Source organism: Vibrio sp. NH-7, assembly GCF_053643215.1.
The window spans coordinates 1,115,874-1,129,997 of sequence record NZ_CM132187.1; the positions used below are offsets into that span (position 1 = coordinate 1,115,874).

A 14,124-nucleotide genomic window follows, 5' to 3' on the forward strand; every position below is an offset into this window, starting at 1 on the left:
TCACGTTTGTAAAATCTCGCCTACCACTAATTAGGTAAGTAAAATGGATGAGATGTTAAGTATTTGTTTTGCATAAATACCTATTTCGCCTTGTTCATTACTCTCGGGTAACATTAAACTCGCGAAACGCTTGATATAGATCAAGTTGGCGCTTTTTTAAACAAAAATGCCAAGCAAAACTTGACTCAAGTCAAAGCGGAACTCTCCTATAAACCTTTTGAAACAATCTGTTTTTAGCAGTAATATTAGCCGCAGCTATATTAGCTGATGCTTAACAATTAACTAACCGTTACGGTACATTTTTGCAACAGAGTGTTGCTATTTAATAACAATCTTTAAGATTGGATAACGACTATTTATGCTTGGCAAAAATGTAAGAAAGTGTCTTCAGCCGACACATAGGAGTAATCATGATCGATGTTGTTGATCTATCGCGGTTGCAGTTTGCACTGACTGCGATGTATCACTTCCTATTCGTACCATTGACTCTAGGTATGGCCTTCCTACTGGCTATTATGGAATCAATGTACGTAATGACGAACAAGCAAATCTATAAGGACATGACCAAGTTCTGGGGTAAGCTATTCGGTATTAACTTCGCCCTAGGGGTAGCGACTGGCCTAACCATGGAATTCCAGTTCGGTACTAACTGGTCGTACTATTCGCATTACGTAGGTGATATCTTTGGTGCACCTCTTGCGATCGAAGCCCTTGTTGCCTTCTTCCTAGAATCCACTTTTGTGGGCTTATTCTTCTTTGGTTGGGATCGCTTATCAAAACGTCAACACCTTGTTGTCACTTGGCTTGTCGCTCTGGGTTCTAACTTCTCTGCACTTTGGATCTTGGTGGCGAATGGCTGGATGCAAAACCCAGTTGGCGCAGAATTTAACTTCGAAACCATGCGTATGGAAATGGTGAGCTTTGCTGAGGTTGTCCTTAACCCAGTTGCTCAGGTTAAGTTTGTACACACCGTCGCTTCTGGTTACACGACTGGCGCAATGTTCGTTTTAGGCATCAGTTCATACTACCTTCTTAAAGGTCGTGATATTGCATTCGCTCGTCGTTCATTTGCTATTGCAGCGTCATTTGGTATGGCTGCGATTCTTTCAACTATCGTTCTAGGCGATGAATCTGGTTACGAGTTGGGTGAAGTTCAAAAAGTGAAACTCGCAGCTGTTGAAGCAGAGTGGCACACGGAGCCTGCACCAGCGGCATTCACCTTGTTTGGTCTTCCGAATCAGGAAACCATGCACACCGACTACGCGATCAAAATTCCTTACGTAATGGGTATCATCGCGACGCGTTCTCTTGATGAGCAAGTTACGGGTCTTCGCGATCTTCGTGATGATCACGTAGAACGTATCCGTACTGGTATGTATGCATACGAACTGCTAGAAAAATTGCGAGCAGGTGATAAATCTGAAGCAAACATGGCAGCCTTCGACGAAGTGAAGGGTGACCTAGGCTACGGTCTTCTTCTTAAGCGCTACACCGACAATGTTGTCGACGCAACAGAAGAGCAAATTCAAGCCGCTGCGGATGACTCAATCCCAACGGTATGGCCACTATTCTGGTCGTTCCGCATTATGGTTGCGTGTGGCTTTATCATGCTATTCGTCTTCGGTGCAGCGTTTATTCAAACTTGTCGTCAGAAGATTGAGCAGAAACAGTGGGTTCTTAAAGCGGCACTATTTAGTATTCCACTGCCGTGGATCGCTGTAGAAGCAGGTTGGTTCGTTGCCGAATACGGCCGTCAGCCTTGGGCTGTGGGTGAAATCCTACCGGTGAACGTTGCGGCATCTGCACTGAGCGCTTCAGAAATCTGGACGTCACTATTTGCAATCATCGCGCTGTACACTGTGTTCTTAATTGCAGAAGTTTACCTGATGCTGAAGTTCGCACGTAAAGGTCCAAGTAGTCTGAAAACAGGCCGCTACCACTTTGAGCAAAACGCTGACTCTGTCGAAGACAAAGTTAGTCGCCAAGTAGAAGCGTAAGACAAGGAGAAACAAAACATGTTTGATTACGAAATCTTACGACTGATCTGGTGGATCCTGATTGGTGTTCTGATGGTCGGATTCGCGGTCACTGATGGCTTCGATATGGGCGTTGCTTCTTTATCACCGGTTATCGGTAAGAACGATACTGAGCGCCGTATTATGCTCAACACCATTGCTCCGCACTGGGATGGCAACCAAGTTTGGCTAATCACAGCAGGTGGTGCTTTGTTTGCTGCTTGGCCATTGGTTTACGCTACATCGTTCTCTGGTTTCTATTTAGCGATGTACGTGACGCTAGCGGCACTTTGGATGCGTCCACTGGCACTTGATTACCGTTCAAAGATCGAGAATCCAAAATGGCGTCAAGCTTGGGACTATGCGCTTTGCTTTAGTGGTACTGTGCCTCCAGTCATTTTCGGTGTCGCATTTGGTAACTTACTGCAAGGTGTGCCGTTTGAACTAAACGACCTGCTGATGTCTGAGTACAAAGGTACATTCTTCGCGCTGCTGAACCCATTTGCACTGCTATGTGGTGTGCTTAGCCTAATGCTATTTGTGCTTCAAGGCGCAACTTGGCTACAAATGAAAACGACTGAGGCGATTCACCAGCGCGCAAGAAATGCCGCTCAAATCGCAGGTCTGGTTGCTGTCGCGCTGTTTGTTGCAGGTGGCTTCTGGGTTCAGTCGATTGAAGGCTTTGTAGTTACAAGCACTATCGATACGTTGGCGGATTCAAACCCGCTAAATAAAGAAGTAGTGCAGCAAGCGGGTGCTTGGATGACGAACTTCGAAACGTACCCTGCAATGTGGGCAGCGCCTGTTCTAGGTGTGTTAATGCCGCTACTTGCAGTAATTGCATCTCGTTTTGAGCGTGGTGGTTTTGCATTCTTGTTCTCAAGCTTGGCGAATGCTGGGGTAATCTTGACGGCAGGTTTTGCAATGTTCCCATTCGTTATGCCTTCAAGCCTTGTACCAAACCACAGTTTGACTATGTGGGATTCAACGGCGAGTGAACTAACACTAGGCCTTATGACACTTGTCGCGGCTGTGTTTGTTCCTGTGATTCTTGGTTACACAACGTGGACGTACTACAAAATGTTTGGACGTTTAGACAAGAAGCACATTGAAGACAACGACGTATCGGCTTACTAAGGAGTATTAACTATGTGGTATTTCGCATGGATTCTGGGTGTCTTGCTAGCATGTGCATTCGGCATCATTAACGCTCTTTGGCTAGAGCACTCAGAAATGATGGACAAAGACAGTGAGTAATCTCGCTGCGCAGGTAGCCAAGCTACATGCACCATTAGATAAGACCCTGTTTAGGGTCTTATCACTTGTATTAGGTTTTTATCATGTCGCGATGGTGATGTGGGATCCGGAGGCATACTCCGCTTCTATCGGCGGTTTTAATGCGCTGATTTCGCCACTACTGATTTGGGCAATCTGCTCGAGCATGGTATTTGGCTTGAGTTTCAAACCACGAAACTGGTACTGGCAGATACTATTTAGCCCGTATTTCTCGTTGGCAATCTTAAGTTATCTAACCCTGCTTAGAGTGTTCTAATAAGCCTTGATTAAAATCTATTCGCATTCTTATCAAAATAGCGCCACTAAATGATAGTTGGCGCTATTTTTTTGTTTCAATCATTGAAAACCTCCATTATCCCTTGCATAAACCCGCTTGAGTTGCGTTATAGTAATGCTCTTCAATGAGTTAAAGAGGTGAGGCGTGCAACAAGAGCAATCCACTTTCGAATGGCCGATAACGGTCTATTACGAAGACACTGATGCAGGTGGGGTGGTGTACCACTCGAATTACCTAAAGTTCTTTGAAAGAGCGAGAACAGAATTGCTTCGCAATGTTGGCGTTTCACAGCACACTCTTTTGGAACAAAACATTGGATTTGTAGTCCGACACATGGACATCGATTTTCTGCAAGGTGCTCGTCTTGACGATCAACTGACGGTAAGAACACACGTTGCAGAATTAAAGAAAGCTTCGCTGACTTTCTGTCAGGAGATCGTCAATCCTGATGGCAAATCATTGTGTAAGGCAATGGTTAAGGTAGCATGTATCGACAATGAGAAAATGAGGCCAATAGCGATCCCTCAATCAATAGTTATGGAGTTTACTCATAGTGACCGCTGATATTTCAATGCTTGACCTGTTTTTACAAGCAAGTCTGTTAGTAAAAATGGTGATGTTGACCTTGTTAGGTATGTCTGTTGTCTCTTGGGCAATGATCATCAAGCGCAGTAAAGTTTTGTCGCAGGCCTCAAAGGATGCTGACGCATTCGAAGACAAGTTCTGGTCAGGCACCGATCTTTCCATTCTTTATCAAAACGCCAAAAAAAGAAAAGACGAGCTTTCAGGTACCGAAGAGATTTTCTACTCGGGCTTTACTGAGTTTGCTCGATTACGCAAATCCAATAGCGACTCGCCTGATTACATTATGGAAGGTACCGGTCGAGCTATGCGTGTATCGGTCGCGCGCGAAGTCGATGAGCTTGAAACCAACCTGCCATTTCTAGCGACCGTGGGCTCAATCAGTCCATATATCGGTCTTTTTGGTACAGTGTGGGGCATTATGCATGCCTTTATCGCTCTTGGCGAAGTTAAGCAGGCAACCCTAGCTATGGTTGCTCCAGGTATTGCTGAAGCGCTTGTCGCAACGGCGATGGGCTTATTTGCTGCTATTCCAGCAGTTATGGCGTACAACCGCCTAAGCAACAAAGTCAGTAAGTTAGAACACAACTACGCAACGTTTTCTGAAGAATTCCACAGTATCTTGCATCGTCAAGCGATGGCTGGCCGCGATAACGCTCATAAGGAGTAATTAACATGGCCGGTTACCAACGTAAAAAAAGAAAGATGACAGCCGAAATCAACGTCGTACCCTATATCGACGTCATGTTGGTTTTGCTGATCATCTTTATGGTGACATCGCCATTTGTCACTCAAGGGGTTGATGTCGAGCTGCCTAAAACCGCAACGGCAAAGCCAGCCTCAGAACTAGCCGGTGAGAGCGATGCCAGCTTCATTATTGTTGAGATCGATCGTGACGGTAATTTGGGATTAAGCGTCAATGATGAAGAGGTGATGCGAGGTCTTTCGCTGCAAGACATTATTGTTCGCGTCAAAGCTGAACTGTCTTTAAAACCAGATTCGCCTGTCGCTGTGGGTGGTGACGCGGCAACACCTTATGCTGAGGTGGTTTTGGTTTTGGATGAACTTGGCCGTGCAGGTATCCCTAAAGTGGGCTTGTTGACGGACATTAAGGAATAAGCGCTCTTAGTGTATGAAAGAGATTAAGCCCAAGAAGAAAAGTGATTACAAAAAGCCGCTCGCGATATCGGCTTCTTTGCATGCGCTGTTGGTTGTTGCCCTAATTTGGGGAGCAGATTTTACCATGTCTAAGCCAGAGCCAACGGGACAGTTGGTTCAAGCTGTTGTGATTGATCCTGCAAGGGTACGCGAGCAAGCTCAGCAAATTCGTAATCAACGTCAAGAAGCGGCGAAGAAAGAGCAAGATCGCCTCGATAAACTAAGACGAGAAAGCGAGCAGCTCGAGAAGAACCGCAAAGCTGAAGAGGAACGCATTCGCAAGCTTAAGGAGCAGCAAGCCAAAGAAGCTAAAGCGGCTCGTGAGGCAGAAAAGCGTCGCATTGCAAAAGAGAAAGAGCGCAAAGAGGAAGAGCTGCGCGCTAAGAAAGAGAAAGAACGCGTTGCCAAGCTAGAAGCAGAGCGCAAAGCCAAAGAGCAGGCAATTAAAAAAGCAGAGCAAGAACGCTTGGCTAAAGAAGCGGCCGTAGCAAAAGCGGAGCAAGAGCGTATTGAGCGTGAAAAGGCGGCTAAGGCAGCAGAAGAGAAGGCTCGCAGAGAACGCGAAGCGGCTGAAAAAGCCGAACAAGAACGCATAGCGAAAGAGAAAGCAGCAAAAGAAGCCGCAGAAAAAGCCCGCAAAGAAAAAGAGCGTTTAGAGCAGCTAGAGCAAGAGCGAAAACAGCAAGAAGCGGTGCTTAATGACATTTTTGCTGGTTTAGAAACCGAAGCGGAGCAAAACAGCTCTGCGCGAAATCAGCACATAAACTCAGAAGTGAGTCGATATGCGGCGATATATACCCAACTTATTCAAAGTCGCATCATTAAGGATGACTACTTAGTGGGAAAGTCGTGTAGGTTGAACGTAAAGTTGGTTCCGACAGGAACGGACGGTATTGTGAGTAGTGTTTCTGTACTTAATGGTGACGCCCGTCTCTGTACCGCTGCTAAGAGTGCGGTCAGCCAAGTAGGTAACTTCCCGATGCCGAAAGATCGGGACATTATTGATAAGATTCGCGATATTAACTTAACTGTTGATTACTAAATTAAGGAATATGACGTGATTAAACGCCTTATGACTGGAGTACTTGTTATTTGTGCAAGTCTCTCCAACGTGGCTCACGCCGCACTCGAGCTTGTCATTACGGATGGCATTGATTCGGCTCGCCCAATTGCGATTGTGCCTTTTAAATGGGAAGGCGCGAGTAAACTTCCTCAAGACGTATCTGCTGTGGTTGCCTCCGATCTACAGCGCAGTGGTAAGTTCAGCCCTATTGCTACCAACAGAATGCCGCAAACTCCTTACAGTGAGGCAGAAGTCAATTTTGATGCTTGGACTGGGCTCGGTGTGGACTCCTTGCTTACGGGGACGATCACACAAAATGCAGAGGGTAATTATGTCATCAATTACCAATTGGTCGATGTGGTTCGCGGCCAACTGACTCAAGGTCAAAGCAAAGCGCTAAGCCCAGATGGACAATTGGTCCTATCCAAAGACCACGTGCTTTTCAACAAGCAAGCAACGGTACCAGGGGATCGTCTACGTGAATACGCCCACCGTATCTCAGACTTGGTTTATCAGGAACTGACGGGCGAGCGTGGTGCGTTTTTAACTCGCATCGCTTATGTCGTCGTTAATGATAAGGATCAGAAATTCCCATACCAACTGCGTGTCTCGGATTACGATGGCTATAACGAACGCCTAGTGCTACGTTCTAAGCAACCGCTTATGTCACCAGCTTGGTCTCCTGATGGCAAAAAACTCGCTTATGTGAGCTTTCAAAATGGTCAAGCTGAAATCTATATAATGAATATTTATACCGGTGAGCGAGAGAAGGTTACGTCATACCCTCGTCACAATGGTGCGCCAAGATTTTCTCCTGATGGCAATAGCTTAGCGTTAGTTTTGTCTAAAACGGGTAGCCTTCAAGTCTACACTTTGGACTTGAAAACGCGAAAATTGACGCAAATTACTCGTGGCCGTTCAAATAATACTGAACCGTATTGGCATCCGGATGGTAAATCCCTTATCTTTACGTCGGACCGCGGTGGGCGTCCACAGATCTATCAAGTTGACTTGGCGGGTGGTTCTCCAAATCGTCTCACTTGGCAAGGCACTCAAAACTTGGGCGGGCAAATCACTCCAGATGGTCGGTTCCTTGTGATGGTTAACCGCAGTAATGCAGGTTTCAACTTAGCGAAGCAAGATCTCGAGACAGGTGCGGTACAAATTTTAACTCAGACTCTACTTGATGAGTCACCAAGCATTGCGCCAAATGGCGGAATGGTTATTTATAGCTCTATCTATAACAAAGCCAACGTGTTGTCGATGGTTTCAATTGATGGACGCTTTAAAGCTCGATTACCGGCAACAAATGGACGAGTTCGTGCGCCCGCATGGTCACCGTTTTTGTAGCAAGTAAGTATCAAAAAGTAAGGAAAATATATCAATGCGACTAAACAAAGTTCTTAAAGGGCTACTCATTGCGCTACCAGTTCTAGCTGTTACAGCTTGTAGTTCAAGCGACGACGCGGCTAACGCTTCTGGCTCTACAGAAACAAACCAAGCTCAAACAACTGACGGTACAGTGGTTTCACCAATCGATCAGAACGGTCTACTAACCGAGCAAGAGCTTAAAGAGCAAGCACTGCGCGAAACTCAAACTATCTACTTTGCGTTTGACAATGCGACTATCGCTGGCGACTACGAAGAGATGCTTGCAGCACACGCGGCATACCTAAGCAAAAACCCAGCTCTTAAAGTAACGGTTGAAGGTCACGCGGACGAGCGTGGTACTCCAGAGTACAACATTGCACTTGGTGAGCGTCGTGCGACAGCTGTGGCTAAATACCTTCAAGCACTAGGTGTTCAAGCTGATCAAATCTCGATTGTTAGCTACGGTGAAGAGAAACCTCTTCTACTAGGCCAATCTGAAGATGTGTACGCTAAGAACCGTCGTGCTGTTCTAGTCTACTAATTCAAGGACTATCCTTATGTTCAGTAACCTTAAGCGCGTAGTTACGCTTACGTTACTGGCAAGTGCGGCGGGCTCTGTGCTCGCTGCACCAGCTCCAGTATCCGATCTCAATAGCAGTAACTCTGCCACATCAACCTCTTCAGTTCGCTCGAACGAAACCGAAGTTCAGCGTCTTGAGCGCCTATTAGAAAACCGCAATCGCGTCCAGTTACAAATGCAGCAGCAGTTGGATGAAATGGCACTCGAAATCAGCGAATTACGCGGCCAACTGGAAAAGAATAATTACGACATGCAGCAAATGTTGCAACGTCAACGTGAGCTGTTTATCGAACTAGATAAAGTTCGTGGTCAAGTCAATACGGTGCCTGCCGTTGTCGACAATCAAGAAGGCAATGAAACGCCCGCTTCCGGTGGCACGTTCAGCTCAAATGCGGATGAGCAAACCGCGTATCAAAATGCTGTTGATTTGATTCTGAAGAAACGTGACTACACAGGAGCCATCGCAGCGTTCCAGCAGTTCCAGAAAGACTACCCAGATTCATCATTTACGCCAAACTCACACTATTGGTTAGGCCAACTTTATTTTGCGAAGAAACAAGATAAAGAAGCAGTGAAGAGTTTCGCTGCCGTGATTTCTTACCAAGATTCCAATAAACGTGCGGATGCATTGGTTAAGTTAGGCGACATTGCCTCTCGCAACAACAACGCAGAGCAAGCGAACAAGTACTACCAACAAGTATTGGATGAGTATCCAAGCAGTGCGTCGGCTAAGCTTGCGAAAGAACGCATCAAAAACTAAGCATGATGCAATAACTGAAAAGGAGTGGTTACACTCCTTTTTTGTTGTTTGCGCAATAAGTAATTCCAGGCGGTACTGGCATCTTGGATTCGGTTGAGGTTACAATACTCGGATTACTGGAAGTTGCGTAGAGCAAGAGCAATGAGCCACATTTTAGATAAAATCGATACTGTATACCCATTTCCTCCAAAACCAGTCCCTCTAACAGAAGATGAAAAACAAGCCTATATTGCGAACATTAAAAAGCTTCTGAAAGAGAAAGACGCGGTTTTAATTGCCCACTATTACACGGATCCAGAGATCCAAGCCCTTGCAGAAGAGACGGGTGGTTTCGTTGGTGACTCGTTAGAGATGGCGAAGTTTGGCAATCGACACCCTGCAAGCACACTGATCATCGGTGGGGTTCGCTTTATGGGTGAGTCTGCAAAGATCCTGACGCCAGAAAAACGTATTTTGATGCCAACACTGGAAGCAGAGTGTTCGCTCGATTTGGGTTGTCCTGCAGATAAGTTCACCGAGTTCTGTGACGCACACCCTGACCACACCGTTGTGGTTTACGCAAACACTTCAGCGGCGGTGAAAGCGCGCGCAGATTGGGTTGTGACCTCTAGTATAGCGCTTGAAATTGTTGAGCACTTGGATGCAGAAGATAAGCCGATTATCTGGGGTCCTGACCGCCATCTAGGTTCTTATATCTCGAATAAAACCGGCGCAGATATGCTGCTATGGCAAGGCGAGTGTATTGTTCACGATGAGTTTTCAGCGGACGCTCTACGCAAGATGAAGTCTGTCTACCCAGACGCGGCTATTCTTGTTCACCCAGAGTCACCTGCGAGCGTTGTAGAACTAGCAGACGCAGTCGGCTCAACAAGCCAGCTGATTAAAGCGGCGAAAGAATTGCCTCATCAACAGATGATCGTTGCGACCGACAAAGGCATCTTCTTTAAGATGCAACAATTAGTACCAGAGAAAGAACTGATTGAAGCCCCTACTGCAGGAGCAGGCGCGACATGTCGTAGTTGTGCTCACTGTCCATGGATGGCTATGAATGGCTTGAAAGCGATCGAAGCAGCGCTGCGAGATGGCGGAGAAGAGCACGAAATCTTTGTTGATGAAGAACTGCGTGTTAAGTCATTGATTCCACTAAACAGAATGCTAGACTTTGCCGAGCAACTGAATATGCAAGTTAAAGGAAATGCGTAATTAGGTGATTGGCGTCACATTTTAAAAACCAGCTGATTTGGCTGGTTTTTTTGTATCTGTTTTTTATTTTATATTCACTGTCGAAATTATTTGAAGTGGTGTGATTATGACCGTTTGGTTATTGGTAAAGAAATGGTTCAAGTCGCATGTCTTTCATTTGAGTAACCGAAACTTAATTATATTGAGTTTGGTGTATGTTGCTCTCTCGTGGGGAATGCTCAAACTGGCCGGTGAGCAGGCTCTCACACAAGATATTGCGACCTTCGTTTACTACCTCATGGTAACAGCCTCGACGGTGGGCTATGGTGACCTGTCGCCAAGCAGTAACCTAGGTAAGTGGATTGTTGTTTTATTCGTTATCCCTGGTGGTTTAAGTCTTTTTGCTGCTTTGCTGGGACGTGTAGCAAGTGGCGCCATTGAATATTGGCGTGCAGGTATTTTAGGTAAGCGGAGGGTTCGCGTGGAAAATCATATTTTATTGTTGGGTTGGAATAACGCTCGTACCATCCACCTTATTCGGATGTTGCAACACGAAGAGGAAGGGAAACGACCAATTGTGCTTTGCAGTCGCTCCGACATCGAAAACCCGCTACCTGGCGAAATCCAATTCGTTAAGGTGACCAGTTACACAGACAGCCAACAAATGGAAATGGCCCATGTGGAAGGTGCAAGCTGCATAATCGTGGATAATTTGGAAGACGATATCACCTTATCGGCCTCACTCTATTGTGCGAATATCAATCCCAACGCTCACCTGCTGGCTTACTTTAAGGATGAAGCATTGGGTCACTTGTTGAGTCAACATTGCCCTAAAGCAGAATGCATTCCAGCGGTTGGTGCTGAAATGCTCGCCAAAGCGGCGGTAGATCCAGGATCGAGTGCTTTGCATCAAGAACTGCTTGCTTCAACTCGAGGTATGACTCAGTACTCGACGATATACCCGCAAGATCAGTCTACAGCTAAGGTCGAGCAAGTCTTTAGCTTCATTAAAAAACACTACCAAGCGACGTTGATCGCATTCGATGTTGGGCACGGAATAGAGCTGAATCCTGATCTTGACCGCTCAATTCCAGCTGGTAGCAAACTCTTCTATATCGCCGATGAACGGATTGACTCGTTCAATTGGTCTTCCATGCATAAGGAAAAATAATGGAACTGTTAGCAGGCCTGTTGTCGGGCTTCCCAAACTTTGTGTTGTACTTTGGATTATCGATCGTATTCGTGATCGCGTTTAAGTTTATCTATGTTCGTCTTACTCCATACGATGAGTGGACCCTGATTAAAGAACAACAAAACACAACCGCAGCAGTCGCATTAAGTGGTGCATTTCTTGGTTACTGTTTAGCGATTGCGGGCGCTGCTAAAAACTCGGTCAGCATTTTAGATTTTGCTGTTTGGGGATTGGTTGCCATGTTCGCTCAAATGATCGCTTTTGGTATTGTACGCTTTGTTTTAGTGCCGAAAATTGCTGAGCGTGTCGAGAATGACGAGCTGCCAGCAGGTATTGTTTTGGCGACAGTCTCTGTATCGATTGGCGTTTTGAACGCTGCGTGTATGTCTTACTAGGAGGCATGATGAAACGCAGTTCTAATGTTCAACGTCCATCAATGGAAAAGGCGATTGGAAAAGCCTTTCCGTTTGTGATGTTCGGGACCTTTATGGTTTTTTCTCAATACGAGTCTAAAACAGAAGGTGCGATTTACCTCGATAGCAACGAGTGTAAGAACAATAACCCCGAGCAAGCAGAGGAGTGTGAGCTCGCTTATCAAGAGGCGGTGGCGGAAGCAGAGCGTACAGGACCTAAGTACAAAACCGAGCGCGAGTGTGAATACGATTTTCGTGAAGATGACTGTTATTACAGCTCTCGCTACTTTTCGTACATCCCCCGTATGGGCGGTTACTATTATTCAACCGATCTCGACGATTTTGATGGCTACAAAAAACGTTACTACTCCCAACCTATGTACCGTTACAAAAAAGGGTATTACTCAGGCAGCGGGCAGTTTTTTGGCTCTCACCGAATCACCCCAGTTACTCTTGCCAGTACGAGTTTGAAAAAAGGGGCAGGCACAATCGGCAGCGCGATGTCACGTGGTGGGTTTGGTAAAGCCGTGTCATCTAGTCGCGGCGGTTAACCATGTTACGCCGAGAAATCAAAGAGCGACCAGACTGGAAAGCCCTCGCGCAAAGGTACGGGTTTGGCTTTCATTCGATGTACGATAAACCGTATTGGGATGAGTCTGCGTTCTATCAATTCAATTTGCAGCAGATTGAACACGATCTTGAAGCGCCGACGGAAGAGCTTCATCAGATGTGCTTATCCATCGTCGACAAAGTACTTCGTGATGAGCAGTTGATGCGCCGCTGCGCGATCCCAGAAGCTATGTGGGATCAAGTGAGAGCCTCGTGGCTACGCAATGAACCGTCGCTCTATTCTCGATTGGATTTCGCTTATAACGGTAGCGGCCCAGCCAAGCTGTATGAAAATAATGCCGATACGCCGACAAGTTTGTTCGAAACCGCGTTTTGGCAGTGGGTCTGGTTGGAAGATGTGGTCAATCAAGGGGCAATGGCGCGAAATGCCGATCAGTTTAATATTCTACAAGACTATCTTATTGAGCGCTTTAAAGAGATCTCGACCTTGCAGCCGGGTCAGGTACTGCACTTTAGTTGCTGCAAATACACGGAAGAAGATAAGGGCACGGTTCAATATCTAGAAGATTGTGCCAAGGAGGCTGGCTTGCAAACGGCCTTTGTTTACGTCGAAGATATTGGCGTCAGCCGACAAGGCCACTTTGTTGACAGTCATGATCGCGAAATTCGTTGGATGTTCAAACTCTACCCTTGGGAGTTTATGTTTGAGGACCCTTATTCGGTTCATTTAGCGACGGCGAACGTGAACTGGTTAGAGCCTATGTGGAAGTCCATTTTATCCAACAAAGCCTTGCTGCCCTTATTGTGGCAAGAGTTTGAAGGCCACCCCAATTTGCTTCCAGCCTATTTTAGTGATGATGCTAAGGCGGCAACACTCAAAGACTATGTGATTAAACCTCTGTTTTCCCGCGAGGGGGCGAACATCGAGATTGTAAGAGAGGGGCGTTCAATCGTTAAGACGGACGGGCCTTACCAATCTGACTTATCGATTGTGCAGCAATACGCACCACTGCCAAAGTTTGGTGACAACCACACCTTAGTTGGCAGTTGGTTAGTTAATGATCGCGCGGCGGGTATTTCAATTCGGGAAGACGCATCATTAGTGACCCAAGATATGGCGCGCTACATTCCTCACGTGATTTTGTAGTCTAGATGTAAAGTGATTAGCCCCTTAGAATCAGCGCTAAGGGGCTTTTTCTTTAATGAGCGTGTACGTGTCCGTTCGCTTCAACCGCTAATTCGACTTCAACCTTGCCAGCGTGCTTAAATTGCAACGTCATCGGGAATCGGTCACCTTGCTTGTATGATTGCTTAGGATTAAAAATCATTAAGTGATAACCCCCTGGCTCAAACATTACCGTCTTCATGCTGCCAATGCGCACGCTATCAATTTTCTTCATTTTCATGACACCATCCGCCATCTCATGCGTGTGAATCTCGACATGATCGGCGATTGGTGTAGAAGCGCTGATTAGAAAATCGTCTTTACTCGCTAGGTTTTTAAACTGGAAAAAACCAGCAATGACCGCGGCATTAGGCGGCGCTTCACGGCTCCATGGGTGATCGATTTGCATGCTGTCAGCAGTGTATTCGTGGGCGAACAGCTGAGTGCTAAATAGCGTTGCCACTAGGGCGAACAGTTGAGCGTATTTTTTCATCATTTAC

Annotated in this window: 17 protein-coding genes; 16 read left to right on the forward strand and 1 reads right to left on the reverse strand. The window is 46.2% G+C overall.

All coding sequences use genetic code 11. The features are described from left to right. Positions 1–410 precede the first annotated feature (410 nt). The 16 genes from cydA (at position 411) to ACUALS_RS05365 (ending at position 13,606) form a co-directional block, all read left to right on the forward strand. Positions 411–1,997: a cytochrome ubiquinol oxidase subunit I gene (cydA, locus tag ACUALS_RS05290; protein ID WP_038189546.1), complete on the forward strand. Its 1,587-nt coding sequence runs from the start codon at positions 411–413 to the stop codon at positions 1,995–1,997. 18 nt (positions 1,998–2,015) lie between these two features. Then, positions 2,016–3,152 (forward strand): cytochrome d ubiquinol oxidase subunit II, encoded by a 1,137-nt coding sequence (gene cydB, locus ACUALS_RS05295; RefSeq protein ID WP_038189543.1) that lies wholly within the window; start codon positions 2,016–2,018, stop codon positions 3,150–3,152. A gap of 12 nt (positions 3,153–3,164) precedes the next feature. After that, complete coding sequence (cydX, locus tag ACUALS_RS05300) at positions 3,165–3,272, forward strand: cytochrome bd-I oxidase subunit CydX (RefSeq protein ID WP_000270284.1); 108 nt, start codon at positions 3,165–3,167, stop codon at positions 3,270–3,272. Beyond that, positions 3,265–3,567, forward strand: a complete 303-nt coding sequence (ybgE, locus tag ACUALS_RS05305; RefSeq protein ID WP_038138814.1) for a cyd operon protein YbgE — start codon at positions 3,265–3,267, stop codon at positions 3,565–3,567. The genes cydX and ybgE overlap by 8 nt, the downstream gene beginning before the upstream one ends. A 165-nt stretch (positions 3,568–3,732) precedes the next feature. After that, entirely contained in the window at positions 3,733–4,152 is a 420-nt protein-coding gene (gene ybgC, locus ACUALS_RS05310; protein WP_334472832.1) for a tol-pal system-associated acyl-CoA thioesterase, read from the forward strand. Next, entirely contained in the window at positions 4,142–4,840 is a 699-nt protein-coding gene (gene tolQ, locus ACUALS_RS05315; protein WP_454449012.1) for a protein TolQ, read from the forward strand. The genes ybgC and tolQ overlap by 11 nt, the downstream gene beginning before the upstream one ends. 5 nt (positions 4,841–4,845) lie before the next feature. Continuing rightward, positions 4,846–5,289: an ExbD/TolR family protein gene (locus ACUALS_RS05320; protein WP_005470524.1), complete on the forward strand. Its 444-nt coding sequence runs from the start codon at positions 4,846–4,848 to the stop codon at positions 5,287–5,289. A gap of 13 nt (positions 5,290–5,302) precedes the next feature. After that, positions 5,303–6,370, forward strand: a complete 1,068-nt coding sequence (gene tolA, locus ACUALS_RS05325; RefSeq protein WP_454449013.1) for a cell envelope integrity protein TolA — start codon at positions 5,303–5,305, stop codon at positions 6,368–6,370. Between the two features lie 30 nt (positions 6,371–6,400). After that, positions 6,401–7,741, forward strand: a complete 1,341-nt coding sequence (gene tolB / locus ACUALS_RS05330; protein WP_416200452.1) for a Tol-Pal system beta propeller repeat protein TolB — start codon at positions 6,401–6,403, stop codon at positions 7,739–7,741. Positions 7,742–7,775: 34 nt separating this feature from the next. Next, positions 7,776–8,303 (forward strand): peptidoglycan-associated lipoprotein Pal, encoded by a 528-nt coding sequence (gene pal / locus ACUALS_RS05335; protein WP_005470537.1) that lies wholly within the window; start codon positions 7,776–7,778, stop codon positions 8,301–8,303. A gap of 16 nt (positions 8,304–8,319) precedes the next feature. Beyond that, positions 8,320–9,102: a tol-pal system protein YbgF gene (ybgF, locus tag ACUALS_RS05340; protein ID WP_038138802.1), complete on the forward strand. Its 783-nt coding sequence runs from the start codon at positions 8,320–8,322 to the stop codon at positions 9,100–9,102. A 141-nt stretch (positions 9,103–9,243) separates the two neighbouring features. After that, positions 9,244–10,305, forward strand: a complete 1,062-nt coding sequence (gene nadA / locus ACUALS_RS05345; protein WP_038138800.1) for a quinolinate synthase NadA — start codon at positions 9,244–9,246, stop codon at positions 10,303–10,305. 106 nt (positions 10,306–10,411) lie between these two features. Then, positions 10,412–11,455, forward strand: coding sequence for a potassium channel family protein (locus tag ACUALS_RS05350; protein ID WP_454449014.1), 1,044 nt, complete (start codon positions 10,412–10,414; stop codon positions 11,453–11,455). After that, a complete protein-coding gene (locus ACUALS_RS05355) occupies positions 11,455–11,871 on the forward strand; it encodes a DUF350 domain-containing protein (protein WP_005470379.1) in 417 nt (138 codons plus the stop codon). Before ACUALS_RS05350 ends, ACUALS_RS05355 begins: the two co-directional genes overlap by 1 nt. Before the next feature lie 8 nt (positions 11,872–11,879). After that, positions 11,880–12,440, forward strand: a complete 561-nt coding sequence (locus ACUALS_RS05360) for a DUF1190 domain-containing protein (RefSeq protein WP_454449224.1) — start codon at positions 11,880–11,882, stop codon at positions 12,438–12,440. A gap of 2 nt (positions 12,441–12,442) precedes the next feature. Further along, positions 12,443–13,606, forward strand: coding sequence for a glutathionylspermidine synthase family protein (locus ACUALS_RS05365; RefSeq protein ID WP_454449015.1), 1,164 nt, complete (start codon positions 12,443–12,445; stop codon positions 13,604–13,606). 52 nt (positions 13,607–13,658) lie between these two features. Here ACUALS_RS05365 and ACUALS_RS05370 read toward each other — a convergent pair whose 3' ends face one another. Then, positions 13,659–14,117 carry a copper chaperone PCu(A)C gene (locus tag ACUALS_RS05370; protein ID WP_454449225.1) on the reverse strand — a complete coding sequence of 153 codons (459 nt, stop codon included), beginning with the start codon at positions 14,115–14,117 and terminating at the stop codon, positions 13,659–13,661. Positions 14,118–14,124 lie beyond the last annotated feature (7 nt).

Excerpts from the sequence above, each read along its gene's own strand:
- ACUALS_RS05350 (WP_454449014.1), top strand. The coding sequence starts at position 10,412 with ATGACCGTTTGGTTATTGGTAAAGAAATGGTTCAAGTCGCATGTCTTT.
- ybgF (WP_038138802.1), top strand. The coding sequence starts at position 8,320 with ATGTTCAGTAACCTTAAGCGCGTAGTTACGCTTACGTTACTGGCAAGT.
- ACUALS_RS05360 (WP_454449224.1), top strand. The coding sequence starts at position 11,880 with ATGAAACGCAGTTCTAATGTTCAACGTCCATCAATGGAAAAGGCGATT.
- pal (WP_005470537.1), top strand. The coding sequence starts at position 7,776 with ATGCGACTAAACAAAGTTCTTAAAGGGCTACTCATTGCGCTACCAGTT.
- ACUALS_RS05355 (WP_005470379.1), top strand. The coding sequence starts at position 11,455 with ATGGAACTGTTAGCAGGCCTGTTGTCGGGCTTCCCAAACTTTGTGTTG.
- ACUALS_RS05370 (WP_454449225.1), bottom strand. The coding sequence starts at position 14,117 with ATGAAAAAATACGCTCAACTGTTCGCCCTAGTGGCAACGCTATTTAGC.
- nadA (WP_038138800.1), top strand. The coding sequence starts at position 9,244 with ATGAGCCACATTTTAGATAAAATCGATACTGTATACCCATTTCCTCCA.
- cydB (WP_038189543.1), top strand. The coding sequence starts at position 2,016 with ATGTTTGATTACGAAATCTTACGACTGATCTGGTGGATCCTGATTGGT.
- cydA (WP_038189546.1), top strand. The coding sequence starts at position 411 with ATGATCGATGTTGTTGATCTATCGCGGTTGCAGTTTGCACTGACTGCG.
- ACUALS_RS05320 (WP_005470524.1), top strand. The coding sequence starts at position 4,846 with ATGGCCGGTTACCAACGTAAAAAAAGAAAGATGACAGCCGAAATCAAC.
- cydX (WP_000270284.1), top strand. The coding sequence starts at position 3,165 with ATGTGGTATTTCGCATGGATTCTGGGTGTCTTGCTAGCATGTGCATTC.
- tolA (WP_454449013.1), top strand. The coding sequence starts at position 5,303 with ATGAAAGAGATTAAGCCCAAGAAGAAAAGTGATTACAAAAAGCCGCTC.
- tolB (WP_416200452.1), top strand. The coding sequence starts at position 6,401 with ATGACTGGAGTACTTGTTATTTGTGCAAGTCTCTCCAACGTGGCTCAC.
- ACUALS_RS05365 (WP_454449015.1), top strand. The coding sequence starts at position 12,443 with ATGTTACGCCGAGAAATCAAAGAGCGACCAGACTGGAAAGCCCTCGCG.